This window comes from Peribacillus sp. QJM3NY_7, assembly GCF_056173225.1.
This window is the reverse complement of record NZ_CM149663.1, coordinates 2,656,331-2,676,746: the sequence shown is the minus strand read 5'-3', so window position 1 is coordinate 2,676,746 and position 20,416 is coordinate 2,656,331. Positions and strand designations below refer to the sequence as shown.

At 39.8% G+C, this 20,416-nt stretch carries 16 protein-coding genes; 3 read left to right on the top strand and 13 right to left on the bottom strand.

The features are described 5' to 3' along the window. Positions 1 to 789: 789 nt before the first annotated feature. Genes AC0VX1_RS12800 through AC0VX1_RS12790 form a run of 3 tightly spaced genes read left to right on the top strand, consistent with a single transcriptional unit; the run spans position 790 to position 4,651 of the window. A complete protein-coding gene (locus AC0VX1_RS12800) occupies positions 790 to 2,337 on the top strand; it encodes a spore germination protein (RefSeq protein ID WP_475471571.1) in 1,548 nt (515 codons plus the stop codon). Further along, a complete protein-coding gene (locus AC0VX1_RS12795; protein ID WP_475471570.1) occupies positions 2,334 to 3,428 on the top strand; it encodes a GerAB/ArcD/ProY family transporter in 1,095 nt (364 codons plus the stop codon). The genes AC0VX1_RS12800 and AC0VX1_RS12795 overlap by 4 nt, the downstream gene beginning before the upstream one ends. Next, entirely contained in the window at positions 3,425 to 4,651 is a 1,227-nt protein-coding gene (locus tag AC0VX1_RS12790) for a Ger(x)C family spore germination protein (protein ID WP_475471568.1), read from the top strand. Before AC0VX1_RS12795 ends, AC0VX1_RS12790 begins: the two co-directional genes overlap by 4 nt. 342 nt (positions 4,652 to 4,993) lie before the next feature. On the opposite strand, the gene AC0VX1_RS12785 is transcribed toward AC0VX1_RS12790, so the two are convergent. From AC0VX1_RS12785 to AC0VX1_RS12725, 13 genes are all read right to left on the bottom strand, one after another. Next, positions 4,994 to 5,899, bottom strand: coding sequence for a tyrosine-type recombinase/integrase (locus AC0VX1_RS12785; protein ID WP_475471567.1), 906 nt, complete (start codon positions 5,897 to 5,899; stop codon positions 4,994 to 4,996). A gap of 619 nt (positions 5,900 to 6,518) precedes the next feature. Next, on the bottom strand, positions 6,519 to 6,866 hold the full coding sequence (locus AC0VX1_RS12780) for a hypothetical protein (RefSeq protein ID WP_475471565.1): 348 nt from the start codon (positions 6,864 to 6,866) through the stop codon (positions 6,519 to 6,521). A 950-nt stretch (positions 6,867 to 7,816) separates the two neighbouring features. Further along, a complete protein-coding gene (locus AC0VX1_RS12775; RefSeq protein ID WP_413021217.1) occupies positions 7,817 to 8,794 on the bottom strand; it encodes an NAD(P)H-dependent flavin oxidoreductase in 978 nt (325 codons plus the stop codon). Between the two features lie 71 nt (positions 8,795 to 8,865). After that, positions 8,866 to 10,752: a sigma-54-dependent Fis family transcriptional regulator gene (locus tag AC0VX1_RS12770; RefSeq protein ID WP_475471563.1), complete on the bottom strand. Its 1,887-nt coding sequence runs from the start codon at positions 10,750 to 10,752 to the stop codon at positions 8,866 to 8,868. Positions 10,753 to 10,958: 206 nt separating this feature from the next. After that, positions 10,959 to 11,735, bottom strand: coding sequence for an acetoin reductase (locus AC0VX1_RS12765; protein ID WP_413021215.1), 777 nt, complete (start codon positions 11,733 to 11,735; stop codon positions 10,959 to 10,961). Positions 11,736 to 11,770: 35 nt separating this feature from the next. After that, the gene (lpdA, locus tag AC0VX1_RS12760; protein WP_475471561.1) at positions 11,771 to 13,153 is read right to left on the bottom strand and encodes a dihydrolipoyl dehydrogenase; all 1,383 of its coding nucleotides are present in this window, start codon (positions 13,151 to 13,153) and stop codon (positions 11,771 to 11,773) included. A gap of 16 nt (positions 13,154 to 13,169) precedes the next feature. Continuing rightward, positions 13,170 to 14,390 (bottom strand): dihydrolipoamide acetyltransferase family protein, encoded by a 1,221-nt coding sequence (locus tag AC0VX1_RS12755; RefSeq protein ID WP_475471559.1) that lies wholly within the window; start codon positions 14,388 to 14,390, stop codon positions 13,170 to 13,172. 105 nt (positions 14,391 to 14,495) lie between these two features. Next, positions 14,496 to 15,530 carry an alpha-ketoacid dehydrogenase subunit beta gene (locus tag AC0VX1_RS12750; RefSeq protein WP_098936477.1) on the bottom strand — a complete coding sequence of 345 codons (1,035 nt, stop codon included), beginning with the start codon at positions 15,528 to 15,530 and terminating at the stop codon, positions 14,496 to 14,498. 21 nt (positions 15,531 to 15,551) lie between these two features. After that, on the bottom strand, positions 15,552 to 16,544 hold the full coding sequence (locus tag AC0VX1_RS12745) for a thiamine pyrophosphate-dependent dehydrogenase E1 component subunit alpha (RefSeq protein WP_096339542.1): 993 nt from the start codon (positions 16,542 to 16,544) through the stop codon (positions 15,552 to 15,554). 334 nt (positions 16,545 to 16,878) lie between these two features. Then, entirely contained in the window at positions 16,879 to 17,421 is a 543-nt protein-coding gene (locus tag AC0VX1_RS12740; RefSeq protein WP_048684481.1) for an NADPH-dependent FMN reductase, read from the bottom strand. Positions 17,422 to 17,495: 74 nt separating this feature from the next. Next, on the bottom strand, positions 17,496 to 17,819 hold the full coding sequence (locus tag AC0VX1_RS12735) for an antibiotic biosynthesis monooxygenase family protein (RefSeq protein ID WP_095678418.1): 324 nt from the start codon (positions 17,817 to 17,819) through the stop codon (positions 17,496 to 17,498). A gap of 110 nt (positions 17,820 to 17,929) precedes the next feature. Then, entirely contained in the window at positions 17,930 to 18,523 is a 594-nt protein-coding gene (locus AC0VX1_RS12730) for a TetR/AcrR family transcriptional regulator (protein ID WP_413021204.1), read from the bottom strand. A 525-nt stretch (positions 18,524 to 19,048) separates the two neighbouring features. Then, positions 19,049 to 20,397 (bottom strand): IS3 family transposase gene (locus tag AC0VX1_RS12725; protein ID WP_475471556.1). Its coding sequence is split into 2 segments (ribosomal slippage): positions 19,049 to 19,938 and positions 19,938 to 20,397, totalling 1,350 coding nucleotides; the frame shifts between segments, so codons are not numbered across the junction. Between the last annotated feature and the right edge of the window lie 19 nt (positions 20,398 to 20,416).

The following is a 20,416-nucleotide window of genomic DNA, read 5'->3' as shown; positions in this document are numbered from 1 at the left end:
TGGTCCTTGAGGTCCTGTTTTCCACAGTGTGATTCTTTGCAACAATTATTATCGTGATCGGCCAAATTAATCACTCCTTTCTACAACTATATATGCCGATATAAAAAAAAGGCTTGGATTTTTAGGTTTATTTTTTTAAAATCAGGATCTATTTAAAGTTATATTGAATGGGTTATATTGAATGCGTACAATTAGAATGATAGCTGAATATCGTTTGGGCAAGTCGTTTTAAAGAAGAAGCTGGAATATCGATTTATCAACAACGTTATGTACACCTTACAAAGAAAAAACTTAATTACAACTGAAGAGAATGTGCTTGTTGAACTACCATGAAAATTAACTTCTGCAGTTATGGGAAAAAGGCAATACTGAATAAGACGCAGCTCATTTGTAAAAGGGGAGAGCGTCTTATTTATGGAATCGGATTGGTTATAAAACTGAATTAAGAAGACTCCGGTTCTGCCAATGTAACCGTGTAGCTTAAACTTTCAAGTCTTCCAAGCGAATTCCGAACAATGGATTGTTGCAACTGAGAAATATGATTTTCGTAAAAGAAAGTATTGTCGAATCCCGTTTCGCGTGGAAAATCATGGATTTCTAAATCTGAATCACCCTGAGGTTGAAAAGTTTAGATTCAATGAATAGGATATTTGTAAAGATTTTGTAAAGATTTGTGAATTATTTCGGGAATAAGGAAATGAATCAAATAATAAACGATTATCTAATTATTTAAGAAATAACTAATAGTCTTTTGCCCCATACTAAGTAAAAAGCAGGCAGAGGTGTGTGATGATTAACTTTCATTCAAGAAAAAAGAAATCTAAAATAGAAGAAAACACAGAAAAAGAAAATTTGATTTTTTCGTGTGATTTACAGGAAAACAGCACCTATCTGAAAACCATTTTTTCTTATCCTGATAACTCCGACCTTGGAGTCCGACCTATACATGTGCCTTCACAAAATAAAGACGCCCACTTTTTTTTTATGAGGGGGATGGTGGATGCCACCCTCATTGACCACGCCATTTCTTCTTTGCAAGAAAAGGAGATACAAATAGAAGTGGGCGAAGATTTAACCGAGGAGATAAGCAAAACGATTCTTACAGGAAATCAAGTCTCCACCCTTATAGAAAGGAAAGAAGCCATCTCCGCTTTATTGGACGGACAAACCATCATCCTGATGGAAGGGTCATCAAGCGTCCTATCGCTTCAAACAGCCAAATATAATGGTCGAAGCGTGGATAAGCCGCAATCGGAAAACGTGATTAAAGGGTCCAATGAGGCGTTTGTGGAGTCAGGAACCGTCAACATTTCCCTCATTAGAAAAAGGCTCCGTGACGAATCATTAGTAACGGAAACGCTCTATATTGGACATGATAAGAAAACGAAAATCAGTCTGATGTATCTAAAAAATGTGTTGGACCCTGACTTGTTGCATCAAATCAAACATCGCGTGACCCAAATTGACGTGGACTATATCGAGGATGTATCGGTACTGGAACAACATATGGAAGAGAGGGCGTACTCCCTTGTTCCGACCATTCTCTATACGGAACGACCTGACAGGGCGACTTCTTTCATACGGGAAGGGAATGTGATTCTCATCATGGAGAATTCACCTGCCGCGCTTGTGGCGCCTGCTACTTTTTGGTCGTTTTTTCACACGTCGGAAGACTATTACCTGAGATGGACATATGGAAATTTTATACGGATGATTCGATTGTTATCGGTTTTCATCGCCCTTTTCACACCCAGTTTATATGTGGCTGTCGTGAATTTCCACAGTGCCATGATTCCGACCGACCTTCTTCTTGCCATTGCCGCAACAAGGGAAACCGTCCCATATCCTGTCATTATTGAAATCATCATGATGGAATTGGCTTTTGAAATCTTACGGGAAGCAGGAATCAGGATTCCGACGCCGATGGGTTCGACCATTGGGATCGTCGGGGCACTCATTTTGGGTCAGGCGGCTGTCGACGCCAATATCATCTCTCCGATTTTGGTCATCGTGGTTTCGATAACGGGTCTTGCTTCCTTCGCCATTCCGAATGTATCGTTCAGCTTTGCGGTACGGATTATGCGTTTTGCCCTGCTCATTTTCGCTTCCTTTATGGGACTTTTCGGCGTCATGATGGCGACCATCATGTGTGTTGCCTATTTATCCACCCTCACTTCTTTTGGTGTGCCGTACCTGGCACCCACCATTCCATTCTTCCCCTCGTCTAAAGATACGCTAGGAAGAAAGGTGTCCTGGAAGGAACGAATCAAACCGATGTATCTGCATCCAAAGAAAGCGACGGAAAATTCAAAAACGAAAGGAAAGAGAGGGCTATGATCCAAAAGAAAGAGTATAAACTCGGAAAAAGAGAAATCATCTCGTTGCTTTTGCCCGTCATTGGAATAAAGTTTGCCGATATGACGCCCACTTTGCTGTTCGACGAAACGGAAACGGCCAGTTGGATGGCGATACTCGTTTCTGCTCTTTGTTTTCTTCTTTCCTTTCTAGTTTTTTTAAGTGTGATGAAGAAATACCCTGATAAAGGATTAATCGACGTGTTTGCCATGATTTTCGGAAAACCCTTAGGTTTCCTAGTAGGATTGATTTTCTTTCTCCTTTTCCTGATCGGAACAGCAGTGGATACTCGAAGCTATGTGAATATCTTTTCCACTCTTTATTTTCCTAAAACGCCCCTTCTCGTCCTTTATTTCCTGCTCTTTATGGTGTGTGTTTTTCTTGCAAAAAGAGGACTGGAAGGAATCACGCGAACCAGTTTCGTTTTTCTTATTATGATTAAAGGGGGCTTATTGCTCCTCATTATCCTACTTTGGGATCGGCTTGAATTTTCGTACCTTTTCCCGATTTTCGGACGAACATGGGAAAACATTTTCATTACAGGGTTCAAATTTATGCCGCTTTTCGTGGAAATTATGGCACTTGCCGTCTTCATGACATTTTTTAGAGATTTTTCCACCTATAAAAAATCGAGCCTCATCAGTTTTGGCATCGTCTGTTTCGAACTCGTCACGTTTTTCTTGTTTTATATCATGCTGTATGATGTGCCGTTGGTTACGGAAATTACCTATTTATTTCATGAAACAACCAGAAATGTTTCGGCAGGACGGTTTTTAGCGAACCCTGAAACCATCTTTTTACCGATTTGGCTCCTTTCGACGTTTATCCGATTTTCCTTTTACCTGTATATCACCACCGCCCTATTTTCCTATTTATTTAACATCAAAAAAGTCGAACCCCTTTTGATTCCCTTTGCCGCGCTTCTCATTGGTCTAGGCATGCTTCCTGAGAATCCCGTCGAATCGGAATACAGCATAAGGGAAAACGTTATTTTCCGTTTCGGTTCCTTCTATTTCTTTTTCTTGCCCTTCGTTATGTGGATATTTGCAAAAAGGAAGGAGGGGAAATCATGAAAAAGTGGATGCTTGTTTTGTCCCTTTTCTTATTAACGGGGTGCTGGGATAAAATAGAACTGGAAGAACAAGCGTTTGTTGTGGTGGTGGGTTTGGACAAAGGAAAAAATGGTATGCTCGATGTAACCTATCAAATTGCCAATCCACAAGTCGGTTCAACGGATCGTTCCAAAGCAGAGAAAGAAAAAGCATTTGAAATCGTGTCGCTGTCTGCCCCGAACCTTGCGGTTGCTACACAACTCGCGAATGTAAGCATAACAAGGAACGTATCCCTCTCGCATGTGAAAGCGCTAATCGTCGGTGAGGAACTAGCCAAAGATAAAATGTTTCTTCATATATCGGAAACCATCACAAAAGAAAGGGGGCTGAGGGAAAGCGTGTTGTTTTTGGTATCGAAGGAGAACGCTTCTTCTTTTATCAGAAACAACAAAACCCCCTTTGAGACAAGGCCTCACAAATTTTACGATTTGATGGGTCAAAGGTGGAAAGAGACGGGATTTGTTCCTTTATCGACGTATCAAATGTATTTAAAAAATACGCAGCACGATGCGGGTGCCTTTTTAGCCATTTATGGTACAGCCAAAAATAGACCTCAACAGGTAAAGAAAGAAGAGGATGATAATGTGGCAGGTGAGGTGAAAATCCGATCAGGAAGTCACACACAATCCATCGGTTCGGTTGTGTTCAGAAATGGAAAAGCGATCGGAAAGTTGACGGGTGAAGAAACGAGGTTAACCCTCCTATTGCAACAAGATTCAGATGTAGATGAATTAACGACCGCATTTTTAGATCCCGTCAAAACAAAAAATACGATTGGGACACGAGTTTATATCGAAAAAAAGGCCAAAATAAACGTCAATACAAAAAAATCAAGGCCCGTCATTACAGCGACCGTTCCCGTGAAAGTGGATCTCGTTTCTGTTCCGAGTTTGGTTAATTACTCAACGAATACAGAGAATGGAACCATGCTGAAAAACCATATTGAAAAGGAATTGGAAAGGAAAACGGATAAGGTGGTGGAAAAATCACAAGAAAAATTGAAAGTGGATATTTTTGAATTTTATTATCTGGCGAGGCGAAAATTTCTCACCATGAAACAATATGAAGCCTACAATTGGATGGAAAACTATCCAAAAGCCACGGTCAACATTCATTACGAGGTGGAGTTATACCAATTCGGAGAACAAGTGTTACCCACCAATCGACAACGCGTAAGGGATTGATATTATGGTTTTTCTTGCAAATCTTTTACTGATTTTTATCATCTTCCACACATTTAAGCATGGGGTAACCGTAGGCAGAGAGATTGGAAAAAAAGCGAAATATGCGGTTTGGTTTTTAGCCCTTTCCCTTGTTTTCCTGCAAGGATATCATTTTTTTCGTTAAAAAAATGACGATTGTCACCCCATACGCAAGATGTCTTCTGACAGGCAAAGATTATAAAAAGACTGAGTCAGTCTTTTTTTCTAAACGTATATTAGTTTGCCTGTTGTATTGAACACTTACATCAAATCGCATGTAGAACCGTTGAAGCTTTCCTTTTATAAATCTTATAATTTCAAGATTTAACCAATTAAAAAACTATTTATCGCTTTTTTCTTTTGTTTAAAATCGATATGGGTATACATACTAGTAGTAGCAAGACTTTCATGACCTAATAATTCCTGTAAGGTTCTTAAATCCACTTTATCTTTGTTTTCTTGCAAGAGTAAGGTAGCAAAAGTATGCCTTAAATGATGCAGAGAAAATCGGTGAGCGGGTAAGCCAGCCCGTTCTAGAATCTCCTTAAATATTTTGTGCAATCCACGAGGATTTAAAGGCTTATTTTTTTGATTATAAAAGATCGGTTCACTGTAATGTTTTTGCTGCTCTAAAAGAGTTTCTTTATAGTCATGAAATATCGGTAAGACAATGGGATGAAGGGGGAGGAGGCGTTCTTTTTTCCCTTTCCCTCGAACTAAAATGGTTTTATTTTCCAAATTAACTTGCTCCCATGTTAAATCCACTAATTCTTGACGTCTCATTCCTGTTGTTGCGAGTAGTTTAAACATTAATTCATTTCTAATGCTTTGGGGGCGCGGATCTTGTTCTAAATAGGCAAATAATTTGTGAAGCTCCTGTAAAGTCATATATTTAGGTAAATTCTTAGCGGCTTTAGGTGCTTGAATACCTGCTGTGAAGTCAGACTTCATGTAATTTTCTTTTAAACAATATTTACTAAATGATTTTAAGCACGAAATGCGACGTTGTAGCGTTCTTGGCTTAATACCATAATTAATGACCTGATCTTGCACAAATCGCCGCACAATGGACGATATGAGATCATCTAGGTCCAATGATCGGTTGTTAACAGTTAAAAAATCACCGTAGAGCTTTAAATCGAATGCGTAACTAGTTAATGTGTTCAAGGAGTAATTTTTCTCAACTTCTAAGTACATGAGATAATCATCCGAAGCTTGAACGTAATTCATAATTATCAGACCTCCTGGGAATTATTCAGTCCAACCCAAGGAATTATGTTCGAAACCATCTATTATGAGAACTAGCCGACTTATAGGGAGAACCCTGAGAGTTATCGGAAGTAGCATTGAATATTATAGTCAACTTGAACCAAGTTAGGGGACAATAATAATGAATCTTATGGGAACTTGAAGCTGTGACCACTTGGTATTATTATGTTTGTTTCTAGTTTACATAATATATATTATAGGAAGTTGTATTTTTAATGTTTATTTTGTCTCATATCTTAAGAATACTTAACTTAGTGAGACGGGAAACGCATTTTTTATATTTAATTTCATTCCCATTATTTATCTATAATTTTTTTATTAATTAGACATTGTTAACTTATACTTTAAAACTTAAATAAATATTGTTCCAATTAAAATGATTGATCCTCAATTAAAAATTCGGTCTAAATTCGCAATAAGATTTCTTGGATTTGAGCTAATTTCACATCAGTTACGGTCATTAAAATTTTCTTGATTTATATATTGATTTTTAATTTATCTGCTAATTGTTAACATATTTCGTTTTCAATCATTTTTATGCTATAGATCGGATTATTCAATTAGTATTTATCATCCTTAGTCATTTCACTCTAAGGATCTCTAATTGCTTGGTTGTGGTAATCAAATCTATTTTATTATTTCCCTTCATGTATAAAACGGAAGCGCCCTCAGTTTTCCCCTTTTTCCATCCATTCGCTTTAAGGGCCATTGCATATCCATAGGGAATGCCGTCTTCTTCAGAAGCCCTTGACCAATCATATCTATTCCCTTGTTCATTTAACTGAACCAATTCAGCATTTTTAGGTATAGGGAATTCATTTAAATCTTCTGTAGCTGTGTATAAAGAAATAGAAATTGAGTAATAAATGGTTGCCCCTCCTATTAAAAAAGCAGCTAGGGTAAGTGCACAACTAATCTTTTTCTTCATATTGCTTCCCCTTTCCTTTACTTTCCTAAAGACCTATTCAAAGAATCGTTATCTAATAACCTGTAGTAATCTAAATATCCCTGTTTTATTTACATTATTTATCATTTTTATTATTCTTATATATAAATTAAATGGCCAAATGAGAAAAATCACGGGTTAACACTTATGAAAAGTTATATAAATATAATTTACCTCAATGGCAATTCAAAAGGTTTTTTATCATGCAAGTTCCGCTTTCTACCTGAAATTGATGATAGCTCCTCCATTTAGCCACATAATTACAATATAAGCTTTCATAATTAACCTCATAGCAGCCTTTAGCATGAATAACCTTTAAAAATTGTTTTAAACTTAATGATGCTCAAACCGCCATCGAGTTTTGATGTAAAATAACAAGCATTGACCGCTTTCATATGTGGAAACAAGAAGTGAATCAATAGGAAGCTGCCAAGGATTATAAGGCAAACCTTCAAATTAAATTTGTATAGAGCCACACCTACTTTCAGCAATCAGTTCTTGTTTATCATGAGTGAAATAAAATCGTAAAAGTCGATTTTTACATTTTATATAAAAAGATTTAAAAGTTTCAGGAATCAAAAATGCCAGATAAAATAGAATGGTTTTAAAATCTCAAGCTTTGTTTGAATTAAGCAGAATAATAATGTTATGTAAACACTCACGAAAGGTTAATTACCTTTTTGGTTTTTTTGCATTTGAAAGTTTTTATTAAGAAGTTGCTGAAAGTTAATTAGCAAGTAATTGATGGGCTTATGTAGCTTTTTTCTATTGAATTGGCTTTTCGCGTTAGAGTTATAAATCATTCTTCTGTTATAAATAACGGTCATGCATTTTTGATAAAGTCTATTCTTGACCACCTATGGAACTTTATTTCTAATAGATAAAAAAAGGAACACGAAATCACTATTGATCGCATGTTCCAGTTAGGTTATTTATGTTCGAATGGATTCGATACGGCTTTGGATGAATTCGAACGAGTTTTTTGCTTCTTGGACGATTTGTTTGATCAGTTCATTGACGGTCACTATTTCTTTTATGAGTCCTACGGATTGACCGCAAGACCAGATGCCTCCGTCTAAATTTCCTTCAAAGTATACTTTCTTGCTTCTTTGTCCCGTAATTAGCGGAATCAATTCCTCTATAGTGGCACCTTCATTTTCAAGTTTGTCCACTTCTTTACTGACGGCATTTAATGCTACACGCGAAGGACTGCCTATATTCCGTTGGATGACGACCGTATCCGTTTCATTGGCCGATACCATCCACTGCTTCACGTTTTCATGAATCGGTGCTTCTTGCGTTGCCATAAAGCGAGTCCCCATGACAATACCTTCAGCACCGAGTGATAAGGCGCTGATAAGGCCCCTCCCATCCGAAAATCCCCCTCCAGCTATTACTGGTATATTTACAGAGTCAACGGCTCTAGGGAGCATGACAAGCGTTCCTACATCCCCCATGCCTGGATGTCCGCCTGTTTCATTCCCGACAATAATAATCGCATCGACTCCTAATTTCTCTGCAGAAACAGCGTTTTTGACGTTCGCTACCTTATGTAACACGGTAAAGCCGTGCTCTTTAAGTCTGGGCATTAAACTTTCTGGGCTTCGGCCACTCGTTTCAACAATTTTCACATCTTCCTCAATTAAAATATCGATGAACTCATCATTCGGGGTTGCCGTTTGACTTGGAAACAGGTTCAGGTTGACAGCAAAGGGTTTCTTGGTCAAAGTTTTCACTTTCCGTATTTCATCACGGAGACCCTCTGGTGTCACCTGTGTTTTCGAAGTGATGATACCAAGTCCCCCGGCTTCTGAAACAGCGGCTGCAAGCGGGGCCCGGCCAACTTGAAACATCCCGCCGCAAATGATCGGATATTCAATCCCCAATAATTCAGTCATTCTCGTTTTCATTTGCCATACCCCTTTCATTTTTCAAGGATTTCTATAAGTCTGTTTTTCTTACATAATGTACACACGCATGTCTATATACCATACTTATGGAGCCGCTTGTAAAATGTACTTCTTGGAATATCCATCAGCTTTGCTGCAGCAGTGACATTTCCTCTTGATTTTTGTAATGTCTCTATCATTAGATCCCGTTGAATTTTTTCACGGATCGTCAGTTCATTTCCCTTGATGCCATTTTTACCCGGTTCTTCCCATGCAGGGAAATCATCATGCCGTGTAACGGTCGGTGAATGCATGGTATTCAACACTTTAACATAATCAAGAGGTCCTTCTGCTAGTAAGATGGTCAATCGCTGAAGTACATTCTGCAGTTCTCTAATATTGCCTGGCCAATTGTACTCCTTTAAACGGTTCAATAATTCTTCAGTTAATGGAATATTCCAATGATTCTTCGAACACAAGTAGTTGACTAGATAAGGAATATCTTCAATCCTTTCCCTTAATGGAGGTACATGAATGGGGTAAACGTTCAGCCGATAGTATAAATCCTTACGAAAGGACCCTTCATTGACAAGCTCTTCAAGATTACGGTGTGTTGCAGTGATAATGCGAATATCCAATGATATGCTTTTTGTGCCGCCGACCGGAACGATTTTTCTTTCCTGAAGAACACGCAGTAAGGCAACCTGCATCGCTGAAGGGATTTCACCGATTTCATCGAGAAAAATGGTCCCTCCATTTGCCTGCTCGAACTTCCCTTTGTGACCTTGCCGTTTAGCCCCTGTAAAAGCGCCATCAACATATCCGAATAGTTCACTTTCCATTAAATCCTTAGGTATGGCTCCGCAATTTATCGTGACGAACGGTCCTTTTTTGCGGATGCCATTATCATGAATAGCCTTGGCAATAAGCTCTTTCCCGACACCCGTTTCACCGGATATATACACATTCGCTTCTGTCGGTGCAACAAGCTTCACTTTACGTAATGTGTTATGAAAGGATTCACTAATCCCTCTTTCCCCTTCGAAGACAAATCTTTCTGAAGGCATTGAAGCAGGAAAAAGCCTATTGGCTTCACGACCATGATTCTCCGATAGGAATAAACACTTACCGGAAATCCTATTATCCTCTTTGGATAGAAGCGGATTTTCCTTTACGATTCGATATCCATGATTTAACAGATCGGTCAACGCCATACCGATGGATTGAGGAATTTTTTTGCGAACCTGTTTACTGGCGGAGATTATCATTTGTTTATGATTACATACGATAAAAGGCAAATCTGGATAGGTTTCTGCAAGTTCTATCGAGTGCTGGGTCAGTGCCAGCTCCTTTTTATAGGAACGCATTCCCATTTCCTGTTCGATCGTATACGCCAAATTGGCTACCATCCCCAGCATGGAGGGATGAAAATATTCTACTGGACATGATATATCCAAAACTCCCAATATCTTACCGTCTTCATTTAATATGGGCATGGCAGAGCAACTCCATTTGTGCGAGGCAATCGAATAGTGTTCGGTACCTTGGATCATTACGGCTTCACCCGTTTTCAAAGCTGTTCCAATTGCGTTCGTTCCGACCTCACCCTCCGTCCAGCAGACACCCTCCACAAAATTTATTTTTCCTGCCTCATCGAGGATTTTCTCGTTTCCGGAAAGTGAAAGGACATATCCATCCGGATCGACCAATAAAGCCATCATTCCAGATTCTTTTATCGATTGATTCATCCTGGATAATTGGGGTGATGCCACTTCTAATAGGAAGGAGTTTTTTTCTCTTTGAATGTCCAATAATTCATCCGTCAAAATGTGTTTGCCTTTATTAAGGTATGGGTTGACTTGATCTTTTTTGCAGCGATACCAGGATTCCATTATTCGCTTGTTCAGACGATTTGAATCGAGAACCCCTTCACTGACAAAGCGTTCCCATGTACGTAGATAACAACTGGTGGATAGCATATAATCCTCCTCTAATCATTTGGTTTGAACCTTCATTTGACCAGTCAATCTAGAGGAAAAATACCATGGAGTAATAAAATAGGATGTTATTCGAGGTCTTTTTAATTATAGTAGATTATGTATTCGCTTACAATATATAGATTGAGTTTGCAAAAAAAGCATCATGTGATCATTCACATGATGCTTCTCCATATAAACAATAAAGTTTATGAAAAAATAACTCCTCCATCAATCATGATGGATTGCCCTGTCATATAATCCGAATCCGGTGAAGCAAGGTAAGAGACGAATTTCGCCACATCTTCTGGGGTTTCGGAGCGTCCCAAGGTTATGGAATCTGTGAACTTTTTAAATGTTTCCCCTTTAGCAAGATTCATATAAGGACCCATTTTTTCATCGATTAAATTCCACATTTGCGTCCCGACAATTCCTGGACAGTATGCATTCACCGTAATGCCGAACTGGGCCAATTCCTGTGCTGCCGCTTGTGTCATTCCCCTAACGGCAAATTTTGTGGCCGAGTATGTACCTAGTAAACTAAACCCTTTATAACTGGCTATGCTGGCAGCACTTATGATTTTCCCGCCTTCTTGCTTTTTCATTTGTTCAGCCGCGGCTTGCAGGCAAAAGAGGACACCATTTACATTTATATTGAAAATCTGTTCAAGGTCTTCTTGAGTTACTTCCAATAGAGGCTTTATTTGAGCAATTCCTGCATTTGAAACCATAACATCCAGTTGTCCAAAACGTTCCACAACTTGATTCACCATTTCGAATACTTCCCGTCTATTGCTTACATCCGCTTTAACGGCAAAGCTTTCACGTCCAAGTTCCCTTATCTCATTCACGACCGATTCAGCCGTATCCAGATTGACGTCGTTAATGACCACATTCAATCCATCTTGAGCTAATCTTAATGCAATGGCACGTCCGATACCACGACCTGCACCAGTGATGACTGCTGTCCGTTGACCGCTAACCATACAAAATCCCCCTTCAGTAAAAAAGCTTATTTATTTTAGGAATGAACAGCTTGACCTACAACATTTAAAAGAGCTTCATGTATGGATTCCGACAAGGTTGGATGCGCCGCCACTAAATCTTCCATCATATCTGCCGTAATTTCTGCATGCAGCATGATCGTTCCTTGTCCAATCAATTCTGTTGCATGCTGACCGGCAATGGAAAAACCTAGAATTTCATTATATTGTGGGTTCACTAGGACTTTGACCTTTCCTACCGGTTTATTGGAAAGGGCAGCTTTCCCATTTGCCGAAAAAGCGAATTCACCAACTTTAATTTCACCATATTTTTGACGCGCTTCTTTTTCGGTCAAGCCTACACTGGCAATCTCCGGGGAGGTATAAATGCAGCGAGGGATTGCCCGGTAATTCACTTGTGCAAATTGACCGCAGGCATTCAGGGCCGCCACACGCCCTTCATGAAAAGCTACATGGGCAAGTTGGATGCCTCCTATCACATCACCGCAGGCATAAATCGATCGATTGCTTGTTTGCATTCGATCATCCACCGAGATGCCAAGTCGGGAAAAATCAATATCGTTTTCCTCTAAGCCTATTCCGTTCACTCTTGGTTTTCTCCCTATAGATACGAGTACGTAATCAGCATGCATTTCTTCCAATTTGCCATCGCCATTCTCTAAATATACCGTTTTACTGGTTGCATTGATGTTTTTGACAGCTGTAGAGGTATGGACCGTAACGCCTTGGTTTTTCAATTCTTCATGCAGAATGCTTGTGATATCCTCATCTTCCCCTGGAAGCAGCTTTTCCCCCATTTCGATAACGGTAACCTTGGTGCCCATCCTGCTATAAATGCTGGCAAATTCACATCCGATGACGCCGCCTCCGATAATTAGCAGGGAATCGGGAATGGCAGGAAGTGACATGGCATGACCACTGTGGATGATCCATTCACCATCAAACGGCGCAAAAGGTAGTGGAATCGGTTCAGACCCCGTTGAAATGATGATCTTACTTGCATCAATCACTTCATTTTCATTTCCGTTCTCGATCCGCAGTCGATTGCTTGAAAGGATAGAAGCCCTGCCCTGTATGACTTTTATTTTATTCTTACCCATTAAATATCGAATGCCGTTCACAAGTTTAGAAATGACCTCTCTTTTTCGTTCCTGTACGGTATCCCAATCGACTTCAATCGAATTGAGGGAAAGGTGAATTCCCATTTGCCCGGCATTTTTCACCAAGTCATACGTATCGGCACTTTTCAATAATGACTTCGTTGGCATGCAGCCTTCGTTTAAACAGGTTCCGCCCAATGGCCCATCGACTACCAATATGACCTCCTTATCCTGCTGGGAAGCAGTGATTGCCGCTACATACCCTGCAGGACCTCCGCCTATAATAACTATACGATTCAAGGTTTTCCCTCCTTTTCTATAAAATCACGGTGATCGGCTCCTCTAAATGCCGTTTTAGTGTTTGTAAAAAGGCAGCAGCGGGTGCCCCGTCCAGTACACGGTGATCAAAAGTTAAACTGAGTGGCAAGATTGTTCTCCTCTCCAATTCTTCACCAATATAAAGCGGGGTATCATAAGCAGAGCCAATTCCGAGTATCCCCGTTTCCGGAGTATTGAGAATGGGTGTAAAATGCTCAACGCCAAATGCCCCGAGGTTACTGATTGTAAAAGTGGACCCTTGCATGTCTTCAATTGGCAATTGACCGTCACGTGCACACCGGGCCAACTCCTTACCCTTATTCGATAACTGTCTTAGGGTACAATTTTCGGCATTTCTTATGACGGGAACAACTAGTCCATTCTCCAAGGCCACCGCTAATCCAAGATGGATAGACTCATACAATATGATGTTATCGTCAATATAAGCACTATTCATTTTAGGGTGCTCTTTAAGTGAAAGCACGACAGCCTTGGCAACAAAGTCCGTTATAGTCAATTTAGTTGATTCATATTTTTGCAGCGTTTCTGTAGCCTGTTTTTGCAAAATGACTAGATCAGTGACATCAACTTTCAGCGTTAGCGTTAATTGGGCACTGCTTTGCAAGCTCTCTTTCATACGTTTGGCAATGATGTTCCTCATTCCCTTAACAGGAATCTGCTGCTGACTCTCTATAGCAGGTTTTGGCGGAACTATTCTTTCTTCTGTATTTACCGGGATGGAATCCCTTTTCTCCATTACTTTCTGGACATCTTCTTTAGTGATTCTTCCTCCTGGCCCTGTGCCATGAATTCTCTCAATGTCAAGATTCGCTGCCTGTACCATTTTTCGTGCAACCGGAGTGATCATCAAACGATCTCCCATTGGCAAAGTGGGGGACTCTTTTGTTTTCGGCTTTTCTTGTTCATCAATTTTCAACTGGGTCTCTACAGCAACAGGTTCATCGATCTTTATTTTTTCATTCGGATCTCCGATATGACAGATAACGGTTCCTGGAGGTACTCCTTGCCCTTCTTGAACAGCTATATTCAGAATCGTACCTTCCGCTGGAGATTCAATATCCATTTCTATTTTCTCTGAATTGATGCTGGCTATTGCTTCACCTTTTTCGACTGGATCCCCAACAGCCTTACTCCATAACGAAACAGTGCCTTCTTTCATTGCCATGCCCAATTTCGGCATTACCACTTCGACAGCCATATCTAATTTCTCCCTTCATAATGGTTTGTTTTATCCATCATTGGTTTTGTTGCTCCAACCTTTGCAGTTCTATGCGAAAAAGCTGGAGCATGCATCTGGATTTATTTACACTCCTAGAATGGAAGGTTCCCCTAATAATTCTGAAACGGCTTGTATCACTTTTTCTGATGTAGGAAGGTAAATATCTTCAAGCGGTGGAGAAAAAGGGACAGGTGTATGTGGTGCCGTAATCCTCTTGATTGGCGCATCGAGCGTATCAAACCCCTTATCCGCCACCAGTGCGGCAATATCCGTTGCGACACTGCATCTTGGGTTCGCTTCATCGATCACGATCAAACGATTTGTTTTTGCCACAGAGGAGAGAATCGATTCTTCATCCAGTGGTGACAAGCTCCGCGGGTCGACAATCTCAACTTCAATTCCTTTAGCTGTGAGTTTTTCAGCAGCCTCCATCGCGGTGTGAACTTGTTTACCGATAGCAACGATCGTCAAATCCGAGCCTTTCCTTTTCATTTCGGCTTTGCCGATTGGGATTGTATAGTAGCCTTCCGGAACCTCTCCAACCATGTTGTATAGTGTTTTATCTTCAAAAAAGATGACAGGGTCATTATCTTCAATGGCTGAAAGTAAAAGCCCTTTTGCGTCATAGGGGGATGAGGGAACGACGACCTTCAATCCTGGAATGCTGGTGAACAAGGCATAAAGGCTTTGTGAATGCTGAGCTGCAGCCCTGAACCCTGCGCCATGCATCGTACGGATCGTCACGGGAACCTGTGCTTTACCGCCAAACATATAGCGGAATTTCGCACCTTGATTCAATACTTCATCCAAACAGCTGCCAATGAAATCGTTGAACATTAACTCGGCTATCGGTCGCAAGCCTGTCGAAGCGGCTGCCATTGCCGCTCCCATATATCCTGCTTCAGCAATGGGTGTGTCAAGAATTCTATCCCGGCCAAATTCTTGAACCAATCCTTTCGTGACACCTAAGACGCCACCCCATGCTTCGTCATCCTGCAAATGATCGACCTCTGCACCGCCGGCTACATCTTCTCCCATAAGGATGACATTCTCGTCTTTTCTCATTGCCATGGCCATTGCTTCATTTATTGCCTGCGACATACTGATTTTTCTACTCATCTCAATTCCTCCTTTTATGGTTTAATAAGATACATAAACATCGTTTAATAAATCGGACGCTTCTGGATATGGGCTCTCTTCACTGAACTTAACTGCTTGTTTAATAGATTCCTCAACGGCATTCTCAAGAGAAATCAGTTCTTTTTCCGCCAGCAGATTCTGATTCAGTAAGTAATTCCTAAATAGGGCAATCGCATCTTTCTCTTGTTTATGTTCCTTTTTTTCTTGTTCCTTTTTATATTTCTGTGCATCTCCCTCGAAGTGGCCATAATTACGATAAGTAACGCATTCGATCAATGATGGGCCTTCTCCCCTGCGAGCCCTCTGAACGGCTTCTTCAGCAGCCTTATACACGGCCAGTACATCTTTCCCATCCACCCGGACACCCGGGATATTGTAGCTTATCGCCCGATCGGCTATCGTTTTACAGCTAGAAGCATAGTTGAAAGGCGTGGCTTCTCCATATCCATTATTTTCAGCGATGAATATTACGGGCAGCTTCCAGATTGCCGCCAGATTTATCCCTTCATGGAATGTCCCATGATTATTGGCACCATCACCAAAAAAACATACACTAACATGATCGGTCTTTTTATACTTGGCCGTTAATGCTGCACCGCATGCGAGCGGAAAGCCTCCGCCGACTATCCCGTTTGCACCTAACATCCCCTTGTCCAAATCGGCAATATGCATCGAACCGCCTTTTCCTTTGCAAAGCCCGGTCACTTTTCCATAGATTTCAGCCATCATCCCGTTTAGGTCGCATTCTTTTGCAATACAATGGCCATGGCCCCTGTGAGTGCTTGTAATGCTGTCCTTTTCGGATAGGTGGGCACATACACCAACAGCAACCGCTTCTTCCCCTGCATATAAATGGACAAACCCAGGTAAAATCCCTTTTGCAAAAGATTCATGAACTTGGTCTTCGAATTTTCTGATTTCCAGCATTTTCTTGTACATCCAATAAGCCTTGTCCTGTGATAACTTTATTTCATTCGATTGAACCGTTTCCATTTTTCAGCCCCCAATCAGTAATAGCGAGTCAATCTTATATAGTGCAATTGCCGTGCCAAAATGGGAGGCGGTAAAATTAGGACTTTAACTATTTTCAGCAGAAACAAAACGAGACAAAATGAGATTGGTGTCTCGTTTTGTCTCGTTTTGTTTAAAATATACGATCCGAATTCACTTATAACTGAAGTTCAAAGATGGTTTGAATGTGGAAAGCAGCCTGCTTAAGCTTAAGGAATAAGCTCTTTATACACCTTTTATTTAGGTTTCAGTATTTACTAACATGAATTTTGTTAAATAGTTAGAGAGGAAGGATCTAGCTAGTAAACTATCAAGCTTAACGTAAATTTTTTAGCGCACCGCTCCATGCAATTGTTTGATCTAGCATTGCATGGACATTACCAAGGTGTAAATCAGCCGGTTTAAACGTTTTGAAGTTTTCAAAGTCTGTAAATAGCGATAATGTTGGATTTACACGAACGTCCGCAACTAGTAATTCCCCTAATATGCCACGCAAATGTTCGGCTGCACGGGCTCCGCCAGTTGAACCATAGCTTACGATGCCCGCAGCTTTGTTGTTCCATTCATCACGTGCGGAATCAAGTGCGTTTTTTAATGCCCCTGTAATGCTGTGATTATATTCTTGTACGATAAACACAAAACCATCCAAGCTAGAGAGTTTTTCTGACCAAGCTAATAATCCTGGTTCTTTACCAGTGCCTTCTCCAAAAAACGGCAATTTGAAATCTGCGATATCGACGATTTCATAAGTTGCATCTTCTCGTTTATCTGCTATTTCTTTAACCCAATTTCCCACTTGTGGACTTACGCGTCCTATTCGTGTGCTTCCTAAGATAATTCCAATCTTTAATTTTTCCAATGTTTTCTCCTCCTCGTAAAAACTGACTGGCCAATTAATTGTTTTAAGAATATAACCTTTATAAGATGATGGATTTACATATTTTCAATCTCTTCCACTAACGTGTAGTACCCACCTTCTGTATCTTCAATGAGATGCTTTATTTTGTTAAGATGTTCTTTGAATTCACTTTTTTCTAACCAATTTTTATGAAAATCAATACTCTCAAAGGTCGTTACCATAATTGCCTTATCATTATCTACAGAACGATGCCAACGGCTGCTGATCCAACCGGGAACACCTTGTGATCCCTTCTTGAAATTGAGCAGTTCTTCAGCTTGGATAGCAACCAATTCATCTAGTTTGCCTGTTTTAGCTGTAAATACATTAATCCATACTATTGTATTACTTGATTTCATATTCATAATCTCCTGTCTTCAATCTATTTTTTTAGTTCATTAAATATTGGCATTTCCTATACAATCACCACGGTATGTCAGTACTGACTGTCATTATACTTATTCAAAAACTAGGGAGTCAAAGCCCTAGTAAATGTTTGCACACTCTCCATGATAAATGCCTCCAGGGACACGGTTGGATAGTTCTCATCGGCATCCAGATTGTTCATAAAGGCACCAAAATTCATCATCATGAACGACAACGCCTGAAGCTCTGGGTCTGTGGGAATAAGCTTTCCTTTTTCATGCATCGTGTTAAAATAGTTTGTCAAAATATCCAGTAACTGTCGGGGATGCTTTTGTGTTTTTTCTCTAAAACCAGGTAAATTGCCTTCCTCCTTGATACTTATCATAATCATTTTCCGGTTACGATTCATGATTTCATGATATGTTCGACTGATCAGTAGTAAATCTGAATGCAAATCCCACACGATTTTCTCTTCATTAAAAAGTTTGGTCATCTCTTCAGCATAATGATATCGGTCAAATGCCGTTTCTAAAAGATTTTGCTTGCTTCCAAACCGACGGAATAGTGTTTTTTCACTAAAACCTGCGGAACCAGCAATTTCCTGAGTAGAAACACCATTGTACCCTTTCTCTGCAATTAGATCGATTGCCGCCAACAGCAGCTTATCATCGGTACTAAGCTTATTACTGGTACTCATGCTCTCACTTCCTCCGAATGGACTGTCAGTACTTACTGACTTTCCATTTTATTCTATTCACCTGTTTTTAAATTGTCAAGAAAAATATTTCCAACAGCACATTTTATTTTTAAGATTGAACGGGAAAAGGTGCACTATACGTATGAGAGTCATGGATGGCATATGGCATAACCTTCTAAAATCAAAGACCAGTATCCAGAAATGGAGAAGTTGCTCGTTGGAGAATCATCTCTAAGTTCAATCAAGAGAAATTTAAAAAGACGGAGCTCTTTGCTCCTCCTCAGTTTGTAGACAAAAGGGGTCTATTTAAAAATTAAAACAAAGTTGATTGGGAACGGAAGGTACGAGACTCCTGCGGGAAAAGCGAGTCCAGGGGAGACCCCACAGGCGCAATGGCGCCGAGGAGGCTCCCGGACCGCCCGCGGAAAGCGAGTGCCTTGAGTGGAAATCAACGTATAAATTACACAAAACACTAAAAAAACTGTAGATAAACTTGATCTGACCCAATAAAGTTAGACATATAATTTAAGCAGCTTCTAAGACCTGAGTTCGGTATTCTATCGGACTCAGGTCTTTTAATTTTACCTTCATTCGTTTGTGGTTATAGTAATGTATATAATCATCTAATTCCTTTTCAAAGTGCTCCATACTTTCAAACTCTTGGAGATAAAGCAATTCAGACTTTAACAAGCCAAAAAAGTTTTCAATGACTGCGTTATCTAAACAAATTCCCTTACGGGACATGCTTTGTATAATACGGGAATCTTTTAAGGTTTTTTGATACTTCTTCATTTGATAATGCCACCCTTGATCCGAATGGAGGATGACCGTATCTTCTGGTTTTAGGTGTTTAATCGCCTCATCTAACATATCTCCAACAAGTTTATAAACAGGGCGTTTCATCACTTTGTAGGCAATAATTTCACCATTACATAAATCAAGGATAGGGGATAGGTAACGTTTCTCCCCAAATAAATGAAATTCCGTTACGTCTGTTACCCATTTTTGATTCATTTTCTCGGCTTGAAAATCACGTTGTAAAATATGGGGGGCAATTCGACCAACACGCCCCTTATACGAACGATACTTTTTCATACGGACTAAACATTTTACGCCCATTTCATTCATGAGTCGGTTGATGGTCTTTGGATTGTGAGAAAACCCATATTTTTTTAACTCTTTTGTGATACGACGATAACCGTAACGTCCTTTATGTTCATGATAGATAGACTGAATAGTGGCTTTTACCTTCGAATACTTATCTTCTCGATTCAAGCGTTTTTCCCAATAATAGTACGTGCTACGTGGAATATCAGCGACTTTAATTAAGGCCACAACCTCATAAATGGACTTTAGTTCATAAATTACTTGCGCTTTGATTTGGGTTGTAATTTTTCCTGCATTTGAACTAAAGTATTTAACTTTTTTAAATACGCATTCTCCATTTCTAGTTGTTTAATTCGTTCTTCAAGCTCTTTAACCGAACCTTCAATTTGTTTGGATGGAATGATATCTTTTTTCATGGATGGTCTCCCCTTTTTCTTAGAAATTAGGGCATCTAATCCATAGGCATTAACATTTATTCTCCACGTCCGAATTAGCGCTGGAGATGAAATATTAAACCTTGCGGCTGCGTCGTAAGAAGATATACCCGTTTCATTCATATAATTAAGTACATCCATTTTAAACTCCGTAGAATAACTTGTATAGGATTTCTTAAATCCATCGGCTCCTTGAATTTGGTATAAACGAACCCATCCTTGAATCATTTGATACGAAACTTCAAATATTTTTTGAAGATCCATATAGCTGTGCTCACCTTCAAGGTAAAGTCGTGTAATGAATATTTTCTGTTCGGCAGAAAAATTAGCCATAAAAAACACCCCGTAAATG

Coding starts and splice junctions, on each gene's coding strand:
- AC0VX1_RS12735 (WP_095678418.1), bottom strand. CDS start 17,819: ATGAAATCAAGTAATACAATAGTATGGATTAATGTATTTACAGCTAAA.
- AC0VX1_RS12770 (WP_475471563.1), bottom strand. CDS start 10,752: ATGCTATCCACCAGTTGTTATCTACGTACATGGGAACGCTTTGTCAGT.
- AC0VX1_RS12800 (WP_475471571.1), top strand. CDS start 790: ATGATTAACTTTCATTCAAGAAAAAAGAAATCTAAAATAGAAGAAAAC.
- AC0VX1_RS12785 (WP_475471567.1), bottom strand. CDS start 5,899: ATGAATTACGTTCAAGCTTCGGATGATTATCTCATGTACTTAGAAGTT.
- AC0VX1_RS12745 (WP_096339542.1), bottom strand. CDS start 16,544: ATGGAAACGGTTCAATCGAATGAAATAAAGTTATCACAGGACAAGGCT.
- AC0VX1_RS12750 (WP_098936477.1), bottom strand. CDS start 15,530: ATGAGTAGAAAAATCAGTATGTCGCAGGCAATAAATGAAGCAATGGCC.
- AC0VX1_RS12775 (WP_413021217.1), bottom strand. CDS start 8,794: ATGAAAACGAGAATGACTGAATTATTGGGGATTGAATATCCGATCATT.
- AC0VX1_RS12765 (WP_413021215.1), bottom strand. CDS start 11,735: ATGGTTAGCGGTCAACGGACAGCAGTCATCACTGGTGCAGGTCGTGGT.
- AC0VX1_RS12730 (WP_413021204.1), bottom strand. CDS start 18,523: ATGAGTACCAGTAATAAGCTTAGTACCGATGATAAGCTGCTGTTGGCG.
- AC0VX1_RS12755 (WP_475471559.1), bottom strand. CDS start 14,390: ATGGCTGTCGAAGTGGTAATGCCGAAATTGGGCATGGCAATGAAAGAA.
- AC0VX1_RS12790 (WP_475471568.1), top strand. CDS start 3,425: ATGAAAAAGTGGATGCTTGTTTTGTCCCTTTTCTTATTAACGGGGTGC.
- AC0VX1_RS12795 (WP_475471570.1), top strand. CDS start 2,334: ATGATCCAAAAGAAAGAGTATAAACTCGGAAAAAGAGAAATCATCTCG.
- AC0VX1_RS12780 (WP_475471565.1), bottom strand. CDS start 6,866: ATGAAGAAAAAGATTAGTTGTGCACTTACCCTAGCTGCTTTTTTAATA.